We start from the raw sequence: 25,041 nt of genomic DNA, 5'->3' as shown, positions 1-25,041 counted from the left end.
GGCTAAGCAAAGTGACTGAAGACTGTCGGTTGAAAGGCCTAATTTTGGTGTAGTCAGCTCGCATGTTTTAGGTCAAGTTCAAATCAAATTGCCAAATAATCAATAGCGGTGCCAGACAAATTTTCAAATTGAAGATTTGTCTGGCACCGCTATTTTTGTCGTTAAAGTTAATCACTCATGTGGTCATTTTGCTCTGCTTCTTTAATATGCTTATGCCGCATACCCTTGCGTTTCAAGTGTTTATGGTGACCCTTTTTCTTTCTCGTTGGTGCTGGCAATGACGCCTTAACTCTTGGTTGACGGGTGGCTTCTGTCGGGGCATCAATTGACCCCCTGGCCTGACCCGCAGTCTTTGCTTCCGGTATTGCAACTTGGTCAGCATCAACCGGTTGCGTTGTTTCTGCTTTCAAGGAAGTGGTGATTTGATGGTCTTGGTAATAAACTGGCACCAGTTGGTAGTCAGTATCTTTCAACAATCGTTTTAAATCCCGCAAATCATGGTCATCGCCAAAGTTAATGACTTGCCCTGGCTCACCCATTCGACCGGTTCGACCAACACGGTGAGTATAAATATTTGCCGTTTCAGGTAGATCAAAGTTAACCACTGCTGGTAACTTTGCGATGTCCAAACCGCGTGCAGCAACATCCGTTGATAATAACAGCTTGACCCTACCTAACCGAAAGTCAGTCAGGGCTTTTTGACGCTCAGTTTGACGTTGATCAGCCGTTAATACTGCAACCGGCACGTGGTGGTGTGTCAAAGTACTTTTCGTTTGTTGCAAAGCACCAACATGGTTGAAAAAGACCAGTCCTTTGAACTGCTTAACGGATGACAACCGACCCAGCAGGCTCGCTTTTTTGGCATTGGAAACCTCCATTAAGCCGTGCCGAACTTCGCCTTGCGTATGATCTTTGGCACGGACATCGATTCGTCGTACTGGCATTCCAAACCATTTTTGCAGGTCGGATAAAATTGGTGTCTCAGTGGCTGAAAAGAAGCCTAACTGCACTTCAGCAGGAACGTTTTGGAGAATCGTCCGGACTGTATCAAACGTTTCGCCGTCCAGCAGATCATCTGCCTCATCAACGATGACGGTTTGGACGTTATGCGTCTTCAACTTTCGGTCTTCAATCAGGTTCAATAGTCTGCCAGGGGTGCCAATAACCACTTCTGGATGCTTTTTCAACTGTTCCAGTTGTCGTTTGACGTTCGCACCGCCCGTAACTGAGGTCACCTTTAGATTGACAAGCGTTGCAAAACTACGTGTCACGCCTGTCAATTGCATCGCTAATTCCTGTGAAGGCGCAATGATTATTGCTTGAATTCCCTGCTCCGGCTCTAGCCGTTCCAGTATAGGAACGACAAAACCGAGCGTTTTCCCCGATCCAGTTGGCGCCAGTCCAAGCACACTATCGCCATTTTTCAACGGTTCGTAAACGGCCTCTTGAATTGGTGATAAGACTGAAAAGCCAAGTTTTTCAAAACGATTTTTAAATTGAGGGATCATCATTAGTCACTCATTTCTATTAATTGTCTCGTTCATCGTAAAATACAATTTTACCAGATTGCCGCAGGTTAAACATCATTTTATTGACCCGGACACTGAGCGCATTCCAACGTTCATAATCAGCCTTGTTTTCAACATTTTCAGGTTCATTAATGACCCGCGCAAAGTCACGAACTTCTGGCAATAAGGGATTTTCAGTTACCGGTTGACTGATCTTTGTCCGCTTACCATCGGCATCGATGTAGCTAACTTCACCTAATTCACCGGCGTCATCGATTTCAATCGTATCCTTTAAGCCATAGATTTCAGAAGTCATATACGAATTAGTAGTCTTGCCAAAATTGATGGTCACGTTAAACTCAGCGTACTGTAAAATTGCCACCCCTTTACCATCAACACCAGTTTGGATGAATTCTGGGAAATAATTGAACTCGTTGGGCATGCCAAACAGAGTTATCGCGTCGTACAGGGGATAGACACCCAAATCCTGAAGTGCACCACCGCCAAAGCGCAGCGAAAAGACGTTTGGTTCCTTACCTGCCAAAACCTGATCATACCGTGAACTGTATTTCATATACGTTAAACTTGCCCCCTGAACGACGGGCATTTTTTCGACCTGTTCCTGGATGGCTTTAAAGTTTGGCGTGTGAATGTTTCTAGCCGCCTCAAAGTAGCGAATCTGCGGATTTTGCTTCAACAGCTCCTGAATTGATTCCATCTCAGCTTGATTTTCAAAGGCTGGCTTCTCCACGATAATATGCTTGCCGGCGTTAATTGCTTGTTTGGCTTGTTGAAAATGCAGGCTGTTTGGAGAGGCAATATAGACCGTACTGAAGACACCATTTTTGAAAAAATCATCCAAATCAGTAAACGTGTCTGCACCGCCGTTTTTAGCGCTAAAGGCCGCCGCAGTTTCCTGGTGCCGTGAATAAACAGCTGACAGTTGGTACAGTCTGGAGGCTTGCGCCGCCTCGACAAATTGCTGAGTGATCCAATTAGTGCCAATAATCCCAAATTTGATCATCAAAAACGCTCCTTTTTCTGCTTTTATACTTATGATAGCAGTTCCGTGGATAAATGATAATTCTTAGCTGATTTATTTTTTAAATTAAGTTAAAGAACGAGGAATTAGATTCCAAACATGTTAAGATTATTAGGAGATGAGATAAAGGAGGGTTTCAAAATGAACGCCAAAAACCTATTCGAATCGGGTCAGTCGTTTTTGCAACACTTTGTGCGCTCATCGCGGCACTCTTCTCGACATCAAAAAAAGAAGCAATCATCTGAAAGTTCGCCAATGATTTTCATTGGTTCCTGGAAACTGCGTCATTCAGAAACGGCTCGTACCCATTCATTAGTGATTGGCCCCGATCTAACAATCAATATCGATCATCGAACCATTCCTGCTCAGGTGGTTTCAATGGCACCTGACAAACTCGTTTTACTTGACCATTACGGTTATCACATCACCATTACGGCAGATGATGAAGCCCCCGTTAAAATGTTTGATGAAGCTGATGATGTTGTTTATTACATTATTCCTGCCAAGGAAAGTTAAAGCTTAGCCCGGAATTTCAATGATTTTAGTATGAAAGACGAGAGTGGCGTCTGACCCCTTGAAATCAAGGAATCAGCCACCACTCTTTTATTGTTTCAATTACTCGGTGACCCACGCGTTCCACTGCTTTTGACTGCCATTGAACACTGAAGCAGCAACGGTTTGCGACTGACCATTTAATTTAACAGCAGCGCCATCATCGTACTCAATAAACCGCGTTTTTTGTGACTGACGATTTAACAGGGAAGCCTGCAGCCAATGTTGATCACGGCCTAACGGTGTCTGTGCCAACACCCGCCAAACTGGCTGGCTACACCAGATGATCACCCTTTTTTGATAGTGATCTTTAATTAGTGAAATGAAGGCTTGCAATTGTTGCTGAGCTTTAGTCCGTTTCAAATAATCAGCGGTGTAAGAACCGTAAGTTGTGACCTGAACGGCGATTGGTAACTGCCCGTGACGCTGACCAACTTCCTGAATGAAATTACGATACTGAGCTTTGGCGCTCGTACTATAACTATAGACGTGATAGACCCCCATCTCAAGGTTGGTTCCCTGTGAGCGGTCGTAATTACTTTGAAACTCGTCATCCGTGTATGTAGCACCAGAAGTAGCGCGTAAATACGCAAACTGGTAACCCTGATGTTGCAATTGCTGAAAATCAACGAAGCCATTGCTCTGTGTGAGTGAAACGCCACGAACTGGAAATTGATGCATCTTATTTTGCTGGTAATGCCGGTAACCAAACCAACCACCAACCAGCAGGATCAAAATCAAGGCAATTAGAAAATAACGGAATCGCCGGGAACGATTTCGTAACTGCTGATAGGTATTCGTATAAATTGGTTCAATCCGACGTCGTTTCAAACACGGTCACCCTCTGCTGATAGTTACCTTCCATTCTAACATGCTTCGCAAATGGCGTGGTAAACGCAAGCAATTTTTAAGTTCTTGTTCGCCCGATTGCTTCCCGAACACGATTCATGACGGCTTCGGTCTTATTGGCCAATTTAACGGCAACAATGGTGAATAGACTATCGATCAGCGCTAGCTGAGCAATCAATGTGTACATCCCATCTGACGTACTAGACATTTGATCAGCCAGTGATAGTAACACCATATCGGCACGCTGAGCCAATGAAGACTTGCCATAACTAGTGATGGCGATGACAGGGACATGATTATTCTGCAGCTGTTTCAAAACTGTCAGTGCCTGTTGGTTTTCACCCGAATGGGAGATCATAATGGCACAGTCTTTTTCAGTCATTTTAGCGGCCTGCATCAACTGAACATCAAAATCCGGATAATATTCGCTGTTAATGGAAGTTCGTAAAAACTTGTGGTAACCATCCAGTGCCGCCACAGAAGAGCCACCGAGGCCAAAGAAAGCTAGCTGCTGGCACTTCAAAATATGGTCAACAATCGTTTCCAGATCATCATTGTGCAGCAGCGACTTAGTCGAGATTAAAGCATCAATCATTGCTTGAAACGTTTTTTCAGCCATCACGTCATCGGAATCTTCTGGATCGATTTTTTTAAAAATCGAGCTCTGGGTGATATCCGTCGAAACGCTAGCTAGATCCATACTGAACTCGCGATAACTTGAATAGCCAACCGCTTTAGCAAAACGTGAGATAGAGGCTGTCGAGACCCCCACTTTTTCAGCTAACTGATTAATCGTCAGCTCACTGACCATCTGGGGCTGGGCAAATACAAAATCGGCGATCTTTTGATGTAATTTACTAAGATTAGGATAATAAGACCTGATACTCCCAATTACTGACTGTGCCAAATATACTTCCTCCTTTATTGATAAGAAACTGCTTAATACGAGTTAAGGTGATGAAATAAGAAGTCATGTTTGATTTGAAATTAAGCTGCGTTTACCAACCTTTTAAGGTTCAACGTTCAATTAATCAGGTTCCTTAATCCGTATTATACCAGCTATTCAGACCGATATCGAGAACCTTTGTAATAAATTTGCGTATTAAGGCTTGTTATTTGAAAACTTTTTTCATATAATTGACCAGGTCAGCTTGATTATTTTCCGTTTTCAGAGGCCATTTCTTGAAAACGGTTTAAAAGTCAGATAAACTGCAATTGCAAGTTTAAACCAAGAAAGGAAGTCAACATAATGGACTATATGATTGGTGTGGACATTGGCACCACCAGTGTGAAAACCGTCTTGTTTGACAACGCTGGTAAAGTTCAAGGATACTCGAACAATTTGTATCCGCTTTACCAAGACGTGCCAGATATGGCAGAGGAAGATCCCGAGGAGATCTTTTCAGCCATCGTCGACGGGTTGACCACTGTACTTCGAAAGGCAAACTTAAAAGCTGGCGAATTGAAGGGTGTCTCCTTTTCAGCCGCGATGCATAGTTTGATCCTACTCGATGAGAACCACAAGCCAATGACCCGTGCCATTACTTGGGCGGATAATCGAGCCGTCAAGTACGCTGATGAACTCCGTGAAAATGGCATTGGAAAACAAATTTACGAGAAGACTGGGACGCCGATCCACCCGATGACTCCCTTTACTAAGTTAATCTGGCTACGTAACGAGCATAAAGACCTGTTTGACAAAGCTCGCTGGTTTGTTGGTATCAAAGAATACGTCATTTACAAACTATTCGGTGTTTTGAAGGAAGATTATTCAATCGCCAACGCAACTGGCATGTTTAACATCTTCAAGATGGACTGGGATGATCAGGCGCTGGAACTAGCAGGTGTCAAACGTGAACAACTACCTGAACTGGCTGACACGACTGATACGATTTCCGGGATGAATCCGGACTATGCTCGAGTTATTGGTATTGACCCAGACATACCATTTGTGATGGGTGCCTCGGATGGTCCGCTAGCTAACCTTGGTGTCAATGCCATCGATCCCGGAGTCGTAGCCGTCACCATTGGGACTTCCGGTGCGGTTCGAGTCGTTACCGATAAGCCCAAGATCGATCCCAAAGGTCGTGTCTTCTGTTACTACCTAGCACCTAATAAGTGGGTCGTTGGTGGCCCTGTCAATAATGGCGGTATCGTTTTCCGTTGGGTTCGTGATCAGTTGTTTGCACCCGAAAAAATCACGGCTGAACAAATGAAGATCGATAGTTACGATCTGTTGACTGAGATTGCTTCAAAAGTTCCAGCTGGCTCCGATGGCCTGATCTTCCACCCATTCCTAGGTGGTGAACGAGCACCAATCTGGGATGCAAACGCCCGTGGTTCATTCTTCGGCTTGACTCGTACGCACACCCGGGCCCACATGGTTCGTGCCGCACTAGAAGGGATCGTTTATAACCTCTATACCGTCATGATTGCCCTGGAAGAAGTCGTTGGTAAACCGGTTAGCATTCAGGCTACCGGTGGCTTTGCCCGTTCAAAGCTTTGGCGTCAAATGTTAGCTGATATTTTTGAACAGGACGTGACCATTCCGGAAAGTGTCGAAGGTACCGCTTTAGGCGCGGCTACGTTAGGAATGTACAGCCTCGGATTGATCGATGATTTAAGTGAGGTCAAGAAGTTTGTTGGCGTCACTAACGTTCATCATCCAAATCCTGATACCTATGAAGCATACCGCGCTTTGATTCCAATCTACATTCGTTTAAGCCGTCAATTACAAACGGAATATAAAGCGATTGCCGATTATCAGCGAAAGATGGATGCAAAGAAAAAGAATGCATCCCAGGATCTTTAATCATTTGCGTGTCACTTTTTAAAAATACAAAAAGGGTTTACTGTCTACTGTCGCTCAGAGGCGCCGATTAGGGCTGCGTCTCTTAAGTTATTTTGAAGGGGTTTAATCATGGAACAAATAATTGCTTTGATTATCGGGATCGTATTCCTGTTAATTTTGATCATTCGATTCAAAATGAACACTTTCGTTTCCCTAATAATGACTTCTGTTTTAACTGCCATTTTACTTGGCATGAACCTCACCAAAATTGCCACCAGTATCGAAACTGGTATTGGGAGTCAATTAGGTGAGCTGTCACTGGTCTTTGGCTTTGGTGCCATGCTGGGTCGGCTAGTTGCCGATGCTGGTGGGGCTCATAAAATAGCCACGACCCTGATCAATAAGTTTGGTCGGAAACGACTTCAATTAGCTATTATGCTTGCATCATTCATTATTGGTATCGCGCTATTCTTCGAAGTTGGTATGGTCTTGTTAGTTCCGATCGTCTTTGCCATCGCTGTTGAGGCCGGTGTGCCAGTTCTATACCTAGGAATTTCAATGGCTGCTGCTTTGTCAGTTACCCACGGATTCTTACCTCCTCACCCGGCACCAACTGCCATTGCGGCAGCCTTGGGTGCCAATGATGGTAAGGTACTGCTATTTGGTTTAGTTGTTGCTATCCCAGCTGCTTACATTGCTGGGCCACTCTTTACTCGGCTGGCAGAAAAGTTCGCACCAGCTGCATTTGCCCAAAAAGGAAACTTGAGTTCATTAGGTGAAGTTAAAGAAATGGCACCAGAAGAAGAACCTAGTTTTGGTATGTCGACCTTAACTTCCCTCTTCCCAGTTCTTTTGATGGCCATTACGACCATTTATAAGATGACCATGACCGGGGGCAAAACGCCCGCCAATCCTTCAATGATGGATCAAATTATTAGTCTAATCGGTGACCCTGCTATTGCGATGTTGATCTCACTGCTCTTTGCAATGTGGTCAATGGGCTGGGCCCGGGGCAAAGCAACCAAAGATATCATGGCAACCGTTGAAAATGCCGTGAAGTCGATTGCCATGCTGCTGTTGGTTATTGGTGGTGGCGGTGCCTTCAAACAAGTCCTGATTGATGGTGGTGTTGGTACCGAAGTTGCTAAGATCTTTACCCACTCAAGTATTAGCCCATTGATCCTTGGCTGGTTAGTCGCCGTTGTACTGCGTGTCGCTCTTGGTTCCGCAACCGTCTCCGCTTTGACGGCTGCCGGAATCGTGGCACCTCTAATGTCAGCTTCTGGTGTCGATCCAGCTTTGATGGTACTTGCTATCGGTGCTGGTTCACTTGCTGCTTCTCACGTGAACGATGCCGGGTTCTGGATGTTTAGAGAATATTTTGATTTGACTGTAAAGCAGACACTTTCCATTTGGACAGTGCTTGAAACGGTGATCTCCGTTGTAGGTATTATAATTGTTATGATATTAAATATGTTTTTCCACTAAATATTATCATAGATTTCTAATCATAAACCCTTCCCCAGTGCGTTGTCACTGGGGTTTTTGTTTGCTATAATTTATATCTATTGGATTCGGAAGGACGGCATTTTTCTATCATGAGCGAGCCACATTTAAAACGCGATATTGGATTATTTACCGCCCTATCAACAGTGATGGGGACCGTAATCGGCGGTGGGGTGTTCTTTAAAGTCGCCAGCGTTGTTGAAGTAACAAAGTCGTCGAGCATGACCCTCGCAGCTTGGATCCTTGGGGGTATCTTAACAATTTGTGCCGGGTTAACGGCTGCCGAACTGGCTGCTGCAATTCCTAAAACCGGGGGCGCAATCAAGTACATTGAGTACACCTACGGGAAGTTACCCGGCTTTTTAATGGGCTGGGCTTTAATGTTAGTCTATTATCCGGCTAACATCGCTGCACTATCGATCATCTTTTCCACCCAGTTTTTGAACCTGTTTCACCTGTCATTGATGTGGCACCTGCCAATCGCTATTCTGTGTGGCCTGAGCCTGACTTTAATCAACTTTTTGGGAGCCCGCGTTGGTGGTGCCTTACAGTCGATCACGTTAGTCTTTAAGCTGATTCCAATTGCGCTCATTGTTGGCTTTGGCATTTTTGCACCTGCTCATACTTCAGTGTCCCTAATCCCTATCACGGCCGGTGCACACTTAAATTACTGGACTGCCTTTAGCGGCGGATTACTGGCAACGATGTTTGCCTACGATGGCTGGATCAATATTGGCAACATCGCTGGAGAAATGAAACAACCAGAAAAAGATCTCCCACGTGCCATCGTGTTGGGACTCTTATGTATCATGTTGATTTACGTACTTGTCAACTTTGTCTTCTTGAAAAGTCTACCAATTGACCAAATTGCTGGAAATCAAAATACTGCTTCGGAAACGGCCCAACTGATTTTTGGTCCGCTGGGCGGTAAATTAGTCACCATTGGAATCTTAATCTCTGTGTATGGTGCGATCAATGGCTATACTCTAACGGGAATGCGAGTACCATTTGCAATGGCGTCCGAAGATTCACTGCCTTTCAGTCGTCAATTAAAAAAGATTTCTCGTCGAACCTACGTCCCCTACTTTGCGGGCATGGTTGAATTTATCATTGCGGTTATTATGATGTTCATGGGCTCTTTTGACACCCTGACTGATATGCTGGTCTTCGTGATGTGGATCTTTAACGTCATGTTGTTCATTGCCCTCTTTGTCCTCCGTCAGCGTGAGCCGGCTCTGAAACGGCCGTACCGTGTCCCCGGCTACCCAGTCATCCCTGCAATCGCCATTCTTGGTGGCCTCTTTATTTTAATCGTCACGATATGGACCCAGACAGGACTCGCAATCACCGGTTTGATTCTAACCGGTATTGGCGTTCCCGTATATTACTATCATCAGCATTTCAAAAAGCAAAGCAATTCTAAACCTTAAAAACAGAAATGGTACCATTACAGAGTGGGTCCAAGGCCCAACTTGTAACGGTACCATTTTTAATTGAATTCATTAAACCTTAACTTTTCGACTTTCCTGGTAACGGCAGATCAGGAAACATATGCTTCAAATACTCAGTCGCTGATCCATCCGATACTTTGTCCGCTTCAATGACCTGTGTTAGTTCATTAAAAGTCAGCATTAACATAATTGCCCCATTTTCATCACGAACAGCGTAGTAACGTATGCCTAACTGAATCGCTCGAAAAACCAGCTCCTGTGCCTGTGCGGATAACCGTGACAGCATCGGTAGTAGTTGATCAGCTCCTAGACGTTGCGCCTTCCACTCAGTGGCTTTACGAACCCCAAAAGTCATTAAGCTACCACTGTCATCCAGATGACTGATTAATTTGGCAGCGGGCGTTAATTCGGGATGGGTCACAACTTCAGCAAAATCATCAATGGCATTGATTTGTTCACTGTGCGCGTTTAGCGTTTTGGCAAGCTCCCGTAAGTCATCGAAGACTTGCAGACCTCTTTTCGCCTTAAAAGTGGGTTCCAGGGGATTTTCAAGTGCCACTCGCTCATTGTCTGCCTCGGCCTGAGATAGTTCGGCATCAATACGCTCATCATTAACTGGCGTTACCAAAGCGTAGATAAAGAATAATTTCATAAAGTATAAGGCATGGCGAGTGATACCATTTGAATGAAACGGAGTCGAATCTAAGCATCGAAATTCCAAGTAACGAATGCCCTTAGTCAAATCATCTGCTAACAACGTGTTACCGCGCAAACGGACGGGACCGTAAAATTCTGCTTGATTATACAGCTTCTTGGCTTTGATCAAGCTTTCCAGCCGATCAACAAAGTGCGGAAGTGATTGATAAATCGTTGCATCAACACCGTCTTCAGGGTGATTTGCATACCCAAAGTGACTGTTTCGAATGCTACGGACTGGTTGAGTTAGTGCTTCTGGAACCTGTTCAAAAAAGCCCTTTTCTGCAATTGGTGAAGCCCCAAATAAGTAGGTGATCAGCCATCGGTTGAGCACCAAATTCTGGGCCATCCGGAAGTACAAAGCATTCCGAAATTCAGTTACCGTCTCAAATTCCTTTAGATAATGTGTGTAAAGGCGGTTGATTACCGGATCAGGGATACTGTAATTTAAATGCACACCAGTAATAATCTTAGGGCACACACCGTACTTGACCGTCAAATATTTGCGATAATCAGCGTAGGCAGGCCGCCCAAAATGAGCTTTAATAAATGCAATGTCATCAGCGTCAACTCGGGGTGGCATACTTAACGGCCAGATCCGATCCTCACCCTGCAAAGAGCGGTACAGAACCGTTTGGAGCGTATCAAGCTGATCCAAAACACCGCCAATATTTGGGTTAGGATCCGTAATGATTTCACTTTGCGCCTCTGCAAAATCAGATTGCAGATACGGATGAAACGTCCGGGAACCTAAACTTTGCGGGTGTGGTTCACGGCTCATTCGACCAGCTTTGTCAATTCGATTCTCCTCGACTTCAACCCCAATTAATCCATGGTACAACTGTTCACTAACGTCTTCTTCTTTTATAACGTGCAATAGATTATCTAACATCCGAGATCCCCCAGTTGTGATGTGCTCGTGTTGAATTGATTATAGATTAAAACCTAGTGAGTAATCAAGCATCAAAAATAATCAATATGAAATAATATTCAGTTATCCGCTAGTGATCGGTTTAAAGCTAAGTAAAATTAACAATTTTCAATCGGTGTTGTAAATCAACACTAATTCTTAAAGTCGAAAGATGGAAGCTTAAAATCACTAAGAATTATCTACAAACCCATTTCAGTCTAGAACACCCAAAAAGCACGCAAAGAAGTCAGAAATTCAACCTTCTTTGCGTGCTGATTACGCTTTACATTCCCTGAAATGCCGCCAATTTAATTTGCTACTTTTTCTAAAACCGTCACAGATTCAATGTGAGGCGTCTGTGGAAACTGGTCAACAGGCTGAATCGGTGCGGTAACGTGGTAGCCACGTTCGCCAAAACGCTGAATGTCGCGAACCAACGTCGATGGATTGCAGCTCACATAGACCACCTTTTTGGGCTGCATATCAGTTGCACTTTCGATTAAGGTCTCATCTAAGCCCTTCCGAGGGGGGTCAACGACAATCACGTCCGGTTTTAAACCTTGTTCTTGCCACTTTGCCATTTGATATTCGGCCTTGTTGGTTTCAAATTGCAAATTAGTTAAACCGTTTAGTTTCGCATTCTTCTTAGCATCTTCCACCGCAGTTGAAACCACTTCAACACCATAAACTTCCTTGGCATGGCGAGCCATCGCTAAAGAAATCGTACCAATGCCGCAGTAGGCATCAATAACCGTTTCATTGCCAGTTAAACCTGCACGATCAATGGCCAGTTGATATAATTTTTCCGTTTGTACCGGGTTAACTTGGTAAAAGGATTGCGCGGAAATTTCAAAACGATTACCTAATAATGAATCGTGAATTACTGGTTCACCATACAAAACGTTGGTGATTGGCCCCATGATAACGTTTGTTGGTCGACTATTCACGTTTTGGATGATACTGGTGACGTGCGGTAATTGTTCCGTAATTTGGGCTACGATTTCTTTTGCGCGCGGCAAAGTATGACTATTGGTGATCAGACCGATCATCATTTCATCTTCGTAGTGACTCTGGCGCACCATCACGTTTCGAATAATTCCCCGGTGAGTTCTCTCATCGTATGGCGAAATGTCTTCCTGCCGCAAAATATCACGGACAACCACGATTGCTTGGTCGATTCGAGGATCCTGGATATAGAAATCTGTTAGTGGTACCAAGTTGTGTGAATGTTGACGGTAGAATCCGGTTTCGAGTTGGCCGTTCACTAATCGAACCGGAATCTGGGCTTTATTTCGATAATGATATGGTTTGTCCATACCAAGCGTTTTCGAAACTGAAATATCGAGTTTATTTTTAGCTAGAAGTGATTCAATTTGATGCTGTTTAAACCGCAGCTGTGCAGGGTATACCATGTGCTGAAGCGGGGCGATGCCAGCTTGCGCGAGTTTTCGATCTTTGGCATCAATCTCGGCTCTGTCTGGTGACGTGGTCAAATGCTCTAAAACACGGCCAAAGCCAAAGCTCTTGCCAACTTTAGTGACCACAAATTTAACCTTTTCACCTGGTAATGCATTGGTGATGAATAATGAATAGTTGTCGATCTTGACAACGCCAAGGCCTTCGTAGGTCAGGTCCATGACCGTACCTGTATAAGTCTCATTTTTGGTAACTGGTGCTTTTGTTTTCATGAAATCTCCTTACTATATTGAAAAAAGGTTTTGCTGACTTAAGTATCATACAGCAAAACCTTTCTAATTCATACCTGTTACGCTTATTTATTCTCTTCTTTAGGCTGAATCTCTTGGTCCTCTGGTAATTTTTGAACACCAGCAAGGAATTTTCGTTCAGCTTCAAGGAGATCTGGATCTTCTTCTTCAACCGCAGCATCCGGAATTGCATCCAGATTAGCGTAAGTTTCGATATGCTGCTTAAGATTCACAAAAGTCATTGGTGCGTCGCCACCATATTCCCCATCCAGATTGATCATGATGCGTGACCCTTCAAGCGGCTTGGCTTCAACCTTCCGAACTTTGCGGTAAATGATTCGTGGATCGTTAACGTGCTTGCCGCCGTTCAAAACAAGTGTCAGCAAGTGCAAAATTTCTGCTAAGTTGCTGGTTTTCACAATAATCATTGTGAACTTGCCATCATTTAACGAAGCGTCCGGCACAATTTGTTCAAAGCCGCCGACTGAATTCGTCAGTGCCAAAAAAAACATTGAAGCTTCGCCAACGTACTCGTCGCCGTCATACTTTAGATCCACTTTGAAAGGTCGAATGCGCGGAAGTAACTCGGCACCCTTCACAAGGTAAGCTAAGTAACCAAATAAGGTCTTCAAGTTGGAAGGAACCTCATACGTTAGCTCAGTCAAGCGGCCACCACCAGCAATATTGACAAAGTAATTTTTGCCAGCGACACCGATGTCCATCTTAATGGTTTGGTTTTTCAGCACCACTTTGGCTGCGGCCAATGGATCTTCTCGAGGAATTCTAAGTGCCCGGGCGTAATCATTAGTCGTCCCAGCAGGAATAATGGCCATTTTAGGCCGTCTCTTCAGACCGGCAATTCCGTTAACGACTTCGTTAATCGTACCATCACCACCCGCAGCAACAACCAAATCAAAGCCTTCACGGGCGGCCCGTTCAGCTTCATCACGCGCAGAGTTAGGCGCTGGCGTAGTGGCAAAGGCGCTGGTTTCATACCCTGCCTGTTCAAAAACGCCCAAAATGTCGATCATATCCTTCTTCAAGGCCTCACGACCAGAAGACGGATTGTAAATCACTCGCGCACGTTTACGCATTGTGTTCCCTCCAATTTCAACGGTCTGGCTTACTTCTTCAGTGAAGCCATTAATAACTGGTTAACTACTTTCGGATTAGCCTTACCATGGGTCTGTTTCATAATCTGACCAACTAAGTAACCAACGGCCCGGTCCTTACCATTGTTGAAGTCTTCGACCGATTGCTGATTATCCGCTAAAACAGAATCAATAATTGGTTGCAATTGAGCTGGATCCGATAATTGAATCAAGCCCTTTTCTTCAACGTAAGCTTTAGGTTCTTTGCCTTGGGTAATCGCTTTAAACACCTTTTTAGCCATCTTAGTCGAAATCGTGCCATCAGTAATCAAGTTGATCATCCCAGCCAGGTTTGCCGGGGTCAGATCAGTATCTTGAAGATCGGCATGCTTTTCGTTCAAGAAAGCGTTAACGTCGCCTTGAAGGTAGTTAGCTGCGGACTTAGGATCAGCACCTAACGCAACGGTTTGATCGAAGAAGTCAGCCATTTCCTTTGTTTGAGTCAAAACCATGGCATCATAGTCGGTCAAGCCCAGCTTGCTAACGTAACGTGCCCGACGGCTTCCCGGCATTTCAGGCATTTCACTGCCAATTTCGTTGATCCAGTCCTCACTAATGTTTAGTGCTGGTAAATCAGGTTCTGGGAAGTAACGGTAATCGTCTGAACCTTCCTTAACACGCATCAAAATGGTTTGACCAGTTGTTTCATCAAACCGACGTGTTTCTTGTTGAATCTGGCCACCAGACATCAAGACCCGCTGCTGTCGTTGTTCTTCAAATGCAAGGCCCTTGCGCACGTAATTAAACGAGTTCAAGTTTTTTAACTCGGTTTTTGTACCATATTCTTTTTGGCCTTCTGGACGAATCGAGATGTTAACATCGACACGCATTGAGCCTTCCTCCATTTTCACGTCGGAAATCCCGGTAAATTGGATTCGTTGCCGCAGCGCTTCCAGATAAGCATAGGCTTCATCAGGTGAACTGATTTCAGGCTTCGACACGATTTCGATCAACGGTGTGCCTTGACGGTTCAAATCAACGTAAGAAAAGTCACGTTCATGGGTGTTCTTTCCGGCATCTTCTTCAATGTGCATCTCTTCAATACCGACCCGCTTCTTTTCGCCGTCAACTTCGATTTCAATCCAACCATCGTGAGCCAGCGGTTTATCAGACTGCGAAATTTGATAAGCTTTCGGGTTATCAGGATAGAAGTAATTTTTACGGTCAAAATGCGGATGTGGTTCCACTTGGGCGTGAAGGGCTAAAGCAGCCATAATGCCGCTCTTAACGACTCCTTTATTGGTGGTCGGCAAAACGCCAGGGTAGCCCCAATCGATCACGTTGGTATTGGCGTTTGGTTCATCACCAAATTCAACTGGGGAAGGGCTAAAAATCTTTGAATTGGTTTTTAACTCAACGTGGACTTCAAGTCCAATAGTTGTTTTAAAATTCATTAGTTTTTGCCCCCTTGTTTTGGTGTTTGTTTATGAAAATCAGTTGCTTGTTCAAATGCATAACCAGCTTTGTAAAGTGTGCTTTCATCAAATGGGCGACCAATCAGCTGCATGCCAACCGGCATCCCGTTTGAAAAGCCCGCCGGAATGGACATCCCTGGCAACCCCGCAAGGTTAACCGGGATGGTCAAAATATCATTCATGTACATTGTCATTGGGTTGGAAATTTCTTCACCGATCTTAAACGCTGGCGTTGGTGCTACTGGTCCCATAATGAAGTCATGGTCTTTCAGCACTGCTTGGAAATCGTTAATGATCAACGTCCGAACTTGGGCAGCCTTCTTGAAGTACGCATCATAGAAGCCAGCAGAAAGCGAGAAGGTTCCCAGCATAATCCGCCGCTTAACTTCGTCACCGAAGCCTTCAGTCCGTGAATTAATGTAAACGTCGTCCAAGTTGTGAATATTCTTGGAACGATGGCCGTAACGAATACCGTCAAACCGCTGCAAATTTGAAGAAGCTTCAGAACTTGCAATGATGTAGTATGCTGCCACACCATATTTATTATGAGGCAAAGAAACTTCATCAACCGTGGCACCAAGTTCACGATACTTATCGGCGGCAGCTAAAATGGCATCCTTCACATCTTGATCGACCCCTTCACCTAAATATTCTTTTGGCAGACCAATCTTCATGCCCTTCACACTGGTTTGAGCGTTTAATTCAGCCGCAAAATCAGGAACTTTCTTAGTTGAAGTGGTCAAATCATGGTCGTCATGCCCAGCAATTGCTGACAATAAAATCGCGTTATCCTTGACGTTTCGTGTCATTGGACCGATTTCGTCTAGGCTTGATGCAAAGGCAATCAAGCCCCAACGAGAAATTCGACCATACGTTGGCTTCATGCCAACGATCCCGTTAAATGATGAAGGCTGACGAATCGAACCACCAGTATCAGAACCTAGAGCAGCGATAACTTCACCAGAAGCGACTGCGGCTGCAGAACCACCTGATGAACCACCGGGCACGCGATTATAGTCCCAAGCATTTTTAGTGGTCTTAAAGGCAGAGTTCTCGGTTGAACCACCCATGGCAAATTCATCCATGTTGGTTTTACCAATGTTGATTGCGCCCTGACTATTTAAGTGCTCGATCACTGTAGCGTCATAGACGGGCACGAAGTTTTCCAACATTCTAGAAGCTGCCGTTGTGGTCAAGCCCTTGGTCACGATATTATCTTTAATGGCCAACGGAATACCAGACAAAGGGTTATCAGAATCAATACCCTTTTCGTCTAATTCAGCAGCCTTCTTCAAAGCTACCTGCTTGTTTAGTGTTAAAAAAGCATTAACATCAGAATCGGTGGTCTCGATGTTGTCATAGGTTGCGTTGACTAGCTCGGTCACACTGATCTTTTTAGCCACTAAATCATCGTGAAGCGACGCGAGATCCTTTTCGAAATAATTCATCGGTCTTTACTCATCCTCACTTTCATCAATAATTGCTGGCACTTTAATATAGCCGTTTTCGGCATCGGGTGCATTCGCCAATAAGGCTTTGCTTTGACCCCAATTGTCCGCAACGTCTTCACGCATCACATTGATTTGGTCACTGACGCTAGAAGTTGGTTCAATACCCTTTGTATCGACTTCGTTTAACGTTTCAAATAGCCCAATAATTTCATCTAATTGGGTGGTAAAGTACTTCAATTGATCATCGCTTAAACTTAATTTAGCTAATGACGCAACGTGTTGTACTTGGTCTTGATCAATTCGACTTGCCATCAAGTTTCCCTCTTTCACAAGTAATCTGGAATTCTTCATAAAATTTTTACGATACACATCAAATATTCTAACACATTCCGACCATAAATAGCACCGGTTTCTAAAGAGAGACCGGTGCTATTTTAGTTCTTCCATTTAAATGTCAGTAACTGTCAAAAACGTGAGAAGTAAACTTCTTTTCGCCCTGATCACGACTTAGGAAGCTTTGAACCCCTTCAGCCGACTTGACCGTGATGTCAATTGGCGCACCAGAAGGTAAGTATTTCTGAGCTGCCTGTTGCAGATACTGGGTAAAACTAATAATTTCTGTTTCACTATAAAATTGCGTGGTAATGCTGACATTCATTCCTGAAAGCTGATGGTCAACATAGTGCGCCTGAGCAGTTACACCACTCAAATTAGGGAAATAATTTTGAATCTGAGTCTTAAAGTTTTCAAATGAGCTCTCATCATTAGAGTTTCCTGTGGACGAACTGGATGATGTGGTTGGGTAGACGTAGTTTTTCTCACTGATGGCCTTCCACGATCCAACAGAAGTCGAACTGCCCCGATTGACCGAATAGGAGAAGAAATTACCACCAACGAGGCTGTCGTCTGATGCCTGTTTATACAGTGCAATCGTAATTGGCACGTTTCTTAAAGCGGCCTTTTTACGTAGCCTTGCTAACACTTGATTAGCAATCTGACGGCCTTCTCTTTGAATCGTGGCATTACTGATATGCGTCTCATACGTCGCCCCATAATTCTGCTTTTGATAGTAATCAATGGAATTTAAGCCTAAACCGATCGTAACCCCTGAAAGGGTCAATTTTTTACCGTTTTGCTTCATGTAGTCCTGCTCTTCCATTTGCTGTAAATAAATGGGATTACGGGTATTGGCCCCAGTCTTTCCATTATTAACTGGATTCAAACCAGTTGGGTTAGACTTGGACTTACGTGCCAACCAGTTTTGCACCGTGTTCGTGCTTAGGTATTGACCCTCTTCAAAGATGTACTTGCTAGGTGAATAGACCTTCTTTGACACTGTCAGCAAGCCACTTTCAAAACTCTTTAAATTATACTGATTGTCGTTTTGAGACACGTTCACACCCCGTGACTTGCTAGTCACGTAACGACCGTTCTTGATCACACTTTGGTAATCACCCGAGGCAGCTTGACCGGTCAATTGGGTACCCTTACTTGTTGTGGTCCCACTCGTCCCGCTAGAACTACCTAAATTACCACAGGCTGCTAAGAACAGACTGCAAAGTGCTACCACAAACAGTGTATTAAATCGTCTCATTAATTCGTTCCTCCATCTTCAGACTGATCTGCCATTTCGGTCGCAAACTGATTCTCATCCCAAACGTTAACGTCCAGGTTTTGAGCCTTAGTCAACTTACTGCCGGCATCGGTCCCTGCTATCACAAGATCCGTCTTCTTCGAGACGCTGCTAGTAACGGTAGCACCGTGAGCTGTTAGCCATTCACTAGCCTCACCACGCGTCATTTGGGTTAATTTACCAGTCAAAACTACCCGCTTGCCACTGAAGAAACCCTCAGGAGCTGCTTTCTGATCACTTGGACCTGAAGTATAAGCCATATTGACACCGCGACTTTCCAATTCACTGATCAGTTCGCGGGCACCGGCATTACTAAAGTAGGTCACGATACTGTCAGCAATCGTATCGCCAACGGAGTCGATCTGAGCAATCTCTTCTTGACCAGCGGCCATTACGTTTGCCATCGTATTGAAATGAGCAGCAATCAACCGCGCCGCTTTATTACCAACGTGACGGATCCCTAAACCAAATAATAAGCGTTCTAGGGAATTATTGCGACTATTATCAAGTGCATTTAATAAATTATTAGCAGATTTCTCACCAAATTTATCTAGCGTGATCAATTGATCAAAGGTTAAATTGTACAGGTCGGCGACATCTTCAACGTAGTGTTTGCTGAAGAGCTGCGCGATGATCCTTGGACCCAGTCCATCAATATTCATGGCATTCCGGGAAGCAAAGTGGGTCATCTGCTCGGCTAATTGAGCTGGACAACGCGGATTGATACACCGTAAAGCGACTTCCTCGTCTAAATGCACTAGGGTGGCACCGCAGGACGGACAATGCGTTGGAATTACGTATGGTACGCTGTCAGCTGGACGTTTATTGGCAACGTAATTTGAGATCTCTGGAATGATATCGCCGGCCTTATGCAGCATCACCGTATCCCCAAGACGAATGCCCTTTTCGTTCAGGTAATCCGGGTTGTGTAAGGAGGCACGTGAAACCGTCGTACCTGCCAATTGGACTGGATCCATGATTGCGGTTGGTGTGACAACCCCTGTCCGGCCAACGGTCCATTCAATTTGATGAACCACTGTTTCAGCCTCTTCTGGTGGAAACTTATAGGCGATCGCCCAGCGAGGAACTTTAACTGTCGCTCCCATTTCACGTTGAACAGGTAAGGCATTTACCTTCACTACGATTCCATCGATACCATAAGCAAGATCATCGCGTTGGCCAGTATATTCATCAATGTAAGCATCAATTTCTTCCATGTTATGAGCCACGCGGTTGGTTGGATTAGTTGTAAATCCTAATTCAGCCAATTCCGTTAGTAACCCGCTTTGCGTTCGGGTCGTTAACGGATCAAAATCGGCCACGTTATACATGAAAGTACTTAACTTTCGCGCTGCAGTCACCCGTGGATCCTGCTGCCGCAAACTGCCGGCCGCCGCATTTCGCGGGTTCGCAAAGACTGGTTTACCCTCCGCATCCCGCTTGTTATTTAATTCAATGAATGAAGCTTTAGGCATGTAACACTCACCACGCACTTCAACCGTAAGCGGCCGCTTCAATTCGGTTGGAATTGACGGAATCGTTTTCAGATTAGCCGTAATATCCTCACCAATTTGACCATTTCCACGGGTCGAACCCTGAACTAAATGGCCATGTTCATACCTTAGTGAGATTGCGAGCCCGTCGATCTTCAGTTCACAGTTGTAAGTTCCCGCTTCATTTTCGGTAATGTGATCCACAAAATCAGCCAACTCTTCCTTTGAGAAAACATCTCCTAAAGAAAGCATCGGAATATCATGATTGACCTTAGCAAAATCTGTTGAAACGGAACCACCCACATTTTGAGTTGGTGAATCAGGCGTGATCAGGTCCGGATACTTAGTTTCGATTGCCACGAGTTGCGCATATTTTTGGTCATATACTGCATCTTCAACTTTAGGTGCGTCCTCGCTGTAATACGCCTCGCCCCATGCACGTAGAACTGGTCGTAACTCGTTGGCTAGTTTTTCAGCTTCTCGCTTGGTCATCTTATCGATCGATGGTTCGCTCATCATAACACCTTCTGTTATTCTTCAATCTTTGTAATGGGTGCAAAGGCAGCTAACAGCCGCTTGACACCTTCTTGTGGAAATGCAATGTCTAATTCCATATCTTCACCTGTACCGTTGATCTTAACCACTGTACCGGTCCCCCACTTTTTATGGGTCACCTTATCGCCGGTACGCCAAGCTTTTTTATCAGCACCGGTACCCGAGGACACCGACACCGCACTAGACTGTTTCTGGTGGGAACCGGTAATCGAATTAGTGTGACGGTCAAATGGCGTGCGCAAAGGTGTGGCATGGCTTTGACTTTGTCCACCAGCCACGTTATCCATCTTCAATAGATCTGGTTGAATCTCTTCAATAAACCGAGATTGCGGATTCCGCTGAGCACGGCCGTATAACATCCGCGAATAGGCATTGGTTAAGAATAACCGCTTCTTCGCACGCGTAATACCAACGTATGCTAGGCGCCGCTCCTCTTCCAATTGATCTTGGTCTTCTGCAGCCCGGCTAAGTGGAAAGATGCCCTCTTCCATCCCAATCAAAAAGACCACCGGAAATTCCAGACCCTTTGCCGCGTGTAGCGTCATCAAAGTCACTTGAGCCGGTTCCTCCTCGACGTCATCTTGATCGGAGACTAGCGCCAAATCAGCTAGAAAATCAACAATACGATTGCCAGAGTCACTTTCTTCTTCGTCATAGCCTTCGTCAAATTTCTTTGTCACTGACAGAAATTCTTCAATGTTTTCTAAGCGGGTCTCAGACTCCAGACTGCGTGATGCTTGCAGAGCCGCTTTATAACCGGTCGTATCCAAGATCTGCTCGGTTAACTCAGTCACGGTACTGTTTGGCGCAATGGCTTGTAATTTTTGAATCGTCGTTGCAAAACCGGCAATCGCGTTACGAGCACGGCTGGTAATGCCATTTGCCACATCCACGTTCGTAGCTGCCTCTAGTTCAGACCAGCCATTATCCTGGGCAAATAGCCGCAGCTTAGTCAATGAACCAGACCCGATTCCGCGTTTCGGCTCGTTAATGACCCGTTCAAGACTGATCGCATCCGAATTGTTCGCCACCAGTGTTAAATAGGCCAGCATGTCCTTGATCTCTTTACGATCGTAGAACTTATGACCACCAACGATCGTATAGGGCACGTTAGCTTTAACCAGAGTCTCTTCCATCACCCGTGACTGAGCGTTAGTTCGGTACAAAATAGCGAAATCGCCAAAGTGATAATGCTCTTTTTGCATCAAATTTTGAATCTGGGAAACCACGTAACGAGCTTCATCATTTTCACTCTGGCCACGATAATAGTCGATTTTTTCACCCTGGGGATTTTCCGTCCAGAGATTCTTATCTTTCCGGTAGCCATTGTTTTGAATAACCTCATTAGCCGCGTCCAAAATCGTCTTAGTGGACCGGTAATTTTGCTCCAGCATGGTCACATGAGCATCGGGATAATCCTTTTCAAAGTTCATAATGTTTTCAATGTTGGCACCCCGCCAACCATAGATACTTTGATCGGAATCACCTACAACGCATAAATTATGGTGCTCACGAGCCAGTAAATTGACCAGTGTGTACTGAGCGTCATTGGTATCTTGATATTCGTCGACGTGGATGTACTGAAATTTCTGCTGATACTCAGCTAAAACATCAGGGTTTTCCTTAAATAATTGAATCGTCAGCATGATCAGATCATCAAAGTCCATTGCTTGGTTTCTCTGCAACGCATTTTGATAAGCATTATAAGCCTGTGCGGTCATCTCTTCCACCGGATTTCCAGCTTCCTGAGCCAACTGCTTGGCGGTCTTTAATTCGTTTTTAGCGTTCGAGATCTTGCCAAGAAGCATCCGCGGATCAAACTGTTTGGGATCGACATTCATCTCAGCCAGTACCCGTTTCATTAGTGTTCGCTGATCAGCGGTATCAGCAATTGTAAACGCCTTATTGTAGCCTAATTTGTCGGCATAACGTCTCAGGATTCGAACACACAGGGCATGGAAAGTTGACGCCCAAACGTCATTTCCCTGCGGCCCAAGTAGTTTGACAATCCGCTCACGCATCTCGCGTGCCGCTTTATTGGTAAAGGTAATCGCTAAAACGTGCCAGGGAAGCACACCCTTTTCGATCAAATAAGCGATTCGATGGGTCAGCACCCGGGTTTTGCCACTGCCTGCCCCTGCCATGATCAGCAGCGGTCCCTCAGTGTGCTCGACGGCTTCGCGTTGTTCCTTGTTTAACTTTGCTAATAGTGCAGATTCAGCCACGATTTCAATTCCTCTCCTGTTTGTACCTTAATCTTTACACCAGCGACTAAACACCGGTGTGCATCGTAAAATTCACTATTGAAATTGTCGCCTATCTTGGCTCATAAAGCAATAGTTTTGTGCTAAAAATTAAACATACGTTCGTATTAAAAATTACTCATTTTCGTAAAATACACTACCATTTAACCATCATCTAAGCTCTTTTTTTGAACTGCCATGCTACAAAACACAAGCGTGATTCTCACAAAGAAAATCACGCTTGTGTGCAGTTTTTAATTCGAGAAATGATCACGTTGAAAACGGTTATTCCGTCTCCGAATCATTATTATTTCGGGACCAAATCTCAGTGTCTTCTAACTGTTCCAGCAGTTTATTGATGTCATCACCTTGAACCAGTACGTGCCCCGCTAACTGTGCATTGTCAACGTCTTGGTGACCTTGACGGTAAAATGAAAAGTGCCAGTTAGGCTTTAGCGTCCACTGGGTACGAATGGCACCGGACTGTTCATTGGTAAAGGCAGCCATCACGGTCGGCTTTAAAACTTCAACGTCGCTTAACGGCATCCCGGCGATTGCGCGCAGATGCTGTTCGAACTGACTCACCGTTGTTGCTCGGTCAAAAATACGACCGGCCTCGCCAAAGGTCGGGATAATCTGTTTAACGTAGATCGAACCATTGTCATTGATCATAAAGTCGACTTCAAAAACACCGACATACTTCACATTAGAAATAATTTCATGGCAAATACGATCAAGCTCAGCCTGGACATCAGGATCAATACTAGTTGGCAAAAAGGCCCAAGAAAATTGGCCATTTTGTCGTTTAACTTCTACTGGTGGAAATAAACTGGACTCTCCGGATGAGGTACGGGCAACCGTCACAGCAAATTCTCGGGTGTAGGAAACCGTGGACTCCAGAATATAAGTCCCCCAGTCCATTAAACCGGCCGCTTTAGCAATATCTGTTTGTGTCCGAATAGTCAGCTCTTCGCCGTGGATCAAGTCCTTTTGGATCGGTTTCAAAATACTAGGATAACCAATCGAATTGATTGACTGATACACATCGTCCAAGCTTACAATTGTGGCGTACGGTGGAATGTTAACGTTTAATTGTTCATAAAATGCCCGCTCCAACAACCGGTCTTGCATCATGGTCTGAAAATCGATTCCTTGAGGCAGTGCGGTAGTCTCCTCAATCACTGATAGGACGTCCGGGCTTAAATGTTGGGAATCGTAAGTGACCAAATCGCAGCGTTCAGCAAAATCGGTTAAGCGCGCACGGTCTGACAGTTGCCCAACGATCTTAAAATCAGCCAGTTGAAGCATTTCGCTGGTTTCATCGGGGCCAAAAGCACCGACTTTAAAGCCAGCTTGCCGCGCTGCTGCAACGATCATTGGACCGTCAGTGCTGTCACCAATGACCCCAATGGTTCCTCCTGGATACAAAACATGATTGTCCAAAGTTTTTCACTACCTTCTTCTCAATAAAAGTTAATCTTTTATTCTATTATAATGCTATGCCAAACAGGTACTAGTAAATATATTAATCTTTAGAATTATTTTAGCACTACCATTACTGTCGTGAACGTCGGCGCACGCGTTTGACCCAGAAACCACCAGAAATATATTTCGGTTCATAGGTAATAATGAACGCTTTGGGTTCTTTTTCATTCACAATGGTGTAGAGTCGACGTTCCTGATTCCGCGGTGTCAAAATATCTAGCACCAGCCGCTGACCTTCCAACCCTTGGGCAGAACTCTGAGTGACGCCAAAGCCACTGGAACGCAAAACGGTCGGCAACTCACTATCGGTATTTGGCAAAATTACCGTGGCCATAATGTAACCCAACGCTAGCTTGTCTTCGACCCAGATGCCGACCCGAACGCCCACGCCATAGCCTAGCGCATAAGCAATAATATTTAAAATATTATCTAGCCGATTCAATACTAACGCCAGACCCACAACATAAACCGTAATTTCAACCATACTCAAAATCGGCGCCAAATTACGAAAACCCTTCATCGTCAGCATAAAGCGAATCGTATTCAACGTAATGTAGATAAAGCTAATCACGAAAATCAAAATCAGCGTCCAAACCATGAGATC

The 25,041-nt window shown here is 44.7% G+C and carries 19 protein-coding genes; 4 read left to right on the top strand and 15 right to left on the bottom strand.

Annotated features, from left to right (window positions below):
* Positions 1-167: 167 nt before the first annotated feature.
* Together GM612_RS04810 and GM612_RS04805 are read right to left on the bottom strand one after the other, a co-directional pair.
* Positions 168-1,511 carry a DEAD/DEAH box helicase gene (locus tag GM612_RS04810; protein WP_246147565.1) on the bottom strand — a complete coding sequence of 448 codons (1,344 nt, stop codon included), beginning with the start codon at positions 1,509-1,511 and terminating at the stop codon, positions 168-170.
* A 16-nt stretch (positions 1,512-1,527) separates the two neighbouring features.
* Positions 1,528-2,532: a Gfo/Idh/MocA family protein gene (locus tag GM612_RS04805; protein WP_155431242.1), complete on the bottom strand. Its 1,005-nt coding sequence runs from the start codon at positions 2,530-2,532 to the stop codon at positions 1,528-1,530.
* Between the two features lie 159 nt (positions 2,533-2,691).
* On the opposite strand from GM612_RS04805, the gene GM612_RS04800 reads away from it, so the two are divergent.
* The gene (locus GM612_RS04800; RefSeq protein ID WP_173021224.1) at positions 2,692-3,066 is read left to right on the top strand and encodes a DUF4828 domain-containing protein; all 375 of its coding nucleotides are present in this window, start codon (positions 2,692-2,694) and stop codon (positions 3,064-3,066) included.
* 99 nt (positions 3,067-3,165) lie between these two features.
* Here GM612_RS04800 and GM612_RS04795 read toward each other — a convergent pair whose 3' ends face one another.
* Positions 3,166-3,933 (bottom strand): GH25 family lysozyme, encoded by a 768-nt coding sequence (locus GM612_RS04795; RefSeq protein ID WP_155431240.1) that lies wholly within the window; start codon positions 3,931-3,933, stop codon positions 3,166-3,168.
* A 76-nt stretch (positions 3,934-4,009) separates the two neighbouring features.
* Entirely contained in the window at positions 4,010-4,858 is an 849-nt protein-coding gene (locus GM612_RS04790) for a MurR/RpiR family transcriptional regulator (protein WP_246147564.1), read from the bottom strand.
* A 342-nt stretch (positions 4,859-5,200) separates the two neighbouring features.
* Here GM612_RS04790 and gntK point away from each other — a divergent pair, with 342 nt between their 5' ends.
* The 3 genes from gntK to GM612_RS04775 all read left to right on the top strand — a co-directional run bounded on the left by gntK (position 5,201) and on the right by GM612_RS04775 (position 9,678).
* Positions 5,201-6,763, top strand: a complete 1,563-nt coding sequence (gene gntK, locus GM612_RS04785; protein WP_155431239.1) for a gluconokinase — start codon at positions 5,201-5,203, stop codon at positions 6,761-6,763.
* 108 nt (positions 6,764-6,871) lie between these two features.
* Entirely contained in the window at positions 6,872-8,230 is a 1,359-nt protein-coding gene (locus tag GM612_RS04780) for a gluconate:H+ symporter (protein WP_155431238.1), read from the top strand.
* A gap of 110 nt (positions 8,231-8,340) precedes the next feature.
* Positions 8,341-9,678, top strand: coding sequence for an APC family permease (locus GM612_RS04775; RefSeq protein WP_155431237.1), 1,338 nt, complete (start codon positions 8,341-8,343; stop codon positions 9,676-9,678).
* A gap of 79 nt (positions 9,679-9,757) precedes the next feature.
* On the opposite strand, the gene GM612_RS04770 is transcribed toward GM612_RS04775, so the two are convergent.
* The 11 genes from GM612_RS04770 to GM612_RS04720 form a co-directional block, all read right to left on the bottom strand.
* On the bottom strand, positions 9,758-11,287 hold the full coding sequence (locus tag GM612_RS04770; protein ID WP_155431236.1) for a gamma-glutamylcysteine synthetase: 1,530 nt from the start codon (positions 11,285-11,287) through the stop codon (positions 9,758-9,760).
* A 326-nt stretch (positions 11,288-11,613) separates the two neighbouring features.
* Entirely contained in the window at positions 11,614-12,993 is a 1,380-nt protein-coding gene (gene rlmD / locus GM612_RS04765; protein ID WP_155431235.1) for a 23S rRNA (uracil(1939)-C(5))-methyltransferase RlmD, read from the bottom strand.
* 83 nt (positions 12,994-13,076) lie between these two features.
* Positions 13,077-14,105 (bottom strand): diacylglycerol kinase, encoded by a 1,029-nt coding sequence (locus GM612_RS04760; protein WP_155431234.1) that lies wholly within the window; start codon positions 14,103-14,105, stop codon positions 13,077-13,079.
* Positions 14,106-14,134: 29 nt separating this feature from the next.
* Positions 14,135-15,556, bottom strand: a complete 1,422-nt coding sequence (gatB, locus tag GM612_RS04755) for an Asp-tRNA(Asn)/Glu-tRNA(Gln) amidotransferase subunit GatB (protein ID WP_155431233.1) — start codon at positions 15,554-15,556, stop codon at positions 14,135-14,137.
* On the bottom strand, positions 15,556-17,025 hold the full coding sequence (gene gatA / locus GM612_RS04750; protein WP_155431232.1) for an Asp-tRNA(Asn)/Glu-tRNA(Gln) amidotransferase subunit GatA: 1,470 nt from the start codon (positions 17,023-17,025) through the stop codon (positions 15,556-15,558). Before gatA ends, gatB begins: the two co-directional genes overlap by 1 nt.
* A 6-nt stretch (positions 17,026-17,031) precedes the next feature.
* Complete coding sequence (gene gatC, locus GM612_RS04745) at positions 17,032-17,340, bottom strand: Asp-tRNA(Asn)/Glu-tRNA(Gln) amidotransferase subunit GatC (RefSeq protein ID WP_155431231.1); 309 nt, start codon at positions 17,338-17,340, stop codon at positions 17,032-17,034.
* A 142-nt stretch (positions 17,341-17,482) separates the two neighbouring features.
* Positions 17,483-18,622 (bottom strand): CamS family sex pheromone protein, encoded by a 1,140-nt coding sequence (locus tag GM612_RS04740; protein ID WP_155431230.1) that lies wholly within the window; start codon positions 18,620-18,622, stop codon positions 17,483-17,485.
* Positions 18,622-20,673, bottom strand: a complete 2,052-nt coding sequence (gene ligA / locus GM612_RS04735; RefSeq protein WP_425500331.1) for an NAD-dependent DNA ligase LigA — start codon at positions 20,671-20,673, stop codon at positions 18,622-18,624. Before ligA ends, GM612_RS04740 begins: the two co-directional genes overlap by 1 nt.
* Positions 20,674-20,684: 11 nt before the next feature.
* Positions 20,685-22,934, bottom strand: a complete 2,250-nt coding sequence (pcrA, locus tag GM612_RS04730; protein WP_343031806.1) for a DNA helicase PcrA — start codon at positions 22,932-22,934, stop codon at positions 20,685-20,687.
* Positions 22,935-23,237: 303 nt separating this feature from the next.
* The gene (locus GM612_RS04725) at positions 23,238-24,395 is read right to left on the bottom strand and encodes an ATP-grasp domain-containing protein (RefSeq protein WP_155431228.1); all 1,158 of its coding nucleotides are present in this window, start codon (positions 24,393-24,395) and stop codon (positions 23,238-23,240) included.
* A gap of 112 nt (positions 24,396-24,507) precedes the next feature.
* On the bottom strand, positions 24,508-25,035 hold the full coding sequence (locus tag GM612_RS04720; protein WP_155431227.1) for a DUF2179 domain-containing protein: 528 nt from the start codon (positions 25,033-25,035) through the stop codon (positions 24,508-24,510).
* Positions 25,036-25,041: the final 6 nt, after the last annotated feature.

It is taken from the genome of Secundilactobacillus folii (assembly GCF_009720675.1).
GTDB classification, from domain to species: Bacteria; Bacillota; Bacilli; order Lactobacillales; family Lactobacillaceae; genus Secundilactobacillus; species Secundilactobacillus folii.
This window is presented reverse-complemented; position numbering and strand designations above follow the sequence as displayed.

Bases quoted from the DNA above. Each gene is read 5' to 3' on its own strand.
- GM612_RS04810 (WP_246147565.1), bottom strand. From the start codon at position 1,511: ATGATGATCCCTCAATTTAAAAATCGTTTTGAAAAACTTGGCTTTTCA.
- GM612_RS04805 (WP_155431242.1), bottom strand. From the start codon at position 2,532: ATGATCAAATTTGGGATTATTGGCACTAATTGGATCACTCAGCAATTT.
- GM612_RS04800 (WP_173021224.1), top strand. From the start codon at position 2,692: ATGAACGCCAAAAACCTATTCGAATCGGGTCAGTCGTTTTTGCAACAC.
- gntK (WP_155431239.1), top strand. From the start codon at position 5,201: ATGGACTATATGATTGGTGTGGACATTGGCACCACCAGTGTGAAAACC.
- GM612_RS04780 (WP_155431238.1), top strand. From the start codon at position 6,872: ATGGAACAAATAATTGCTTTGATTATCGGGATCGTATTCCTGTTAATT.
- GM612_RS04775 (WP_155431237.1), top strand. From the start codon at position 8,341: ATGAGCGAGCCACATTTAAAACGCGATATTGGATTATTTACCGCCCTA.
- GM612_RS04770 (WP_155431236.1), bottom strand. From the start codon at position 11,287: ATGTTAGATAATCTATTGCACGTTATAAAAGAAGAAGACGTTAGTGAA.
- rlmD (WP_155431235.1), bottom strand. From the start codon at position 12,993: ATGAAAACAAAAGCACCAGTTACCAAAAATGAGACTTATACAGGTACG.
- GM612_RS04760 (WP_155431234.1), bottom strand. From the start codon at position 14,105: ATGCGTAAACGTGCGCGAGTGATTTACAATCCGTCTTCTGGTCGTGAG.
- gatB (WP_155431233.1), bottom strand. From the start codon at position 15,556: ATGAATTTTAAAACAACTATTGGACTTGAAGTCCACGTTGAGTTAAAA.
- gatA (WP_155431232.1), bottom strand. From the start codon at position 17,025: ATGAATTATTTCGAAAAGGATCTCGCGTCGCTTCACGATGATTTAGTG.
- gatC (WP_155431231.1), bottom strand. From the start codon at position 17,340: ATGGCAAGTCGAATTGATCAAGACCAAGTACAACACGTTGCGTCATTA.
- GM612_RS04740 (WP_155431230.1), bottom strand. From the start codon at position 18,622: ATGAGACGATTTAATACACTGTTTGTGGTAGCACTTTGCAGTCTGTTC.
- ligA (WP_425500331.1), bottom strand. From the start codon at position 20,673: ATGATGAGCGAACCATCGATCGATAAGATGACCAAGCGAGAAGCTGAA.
- GM612_RS04720 (WP_155431227.1), bottom strand. From the start codon at position 25,035: ATGGTTTGGACGCTGATTTTGATTTTCGTGATTAGCTTTATCTACATT.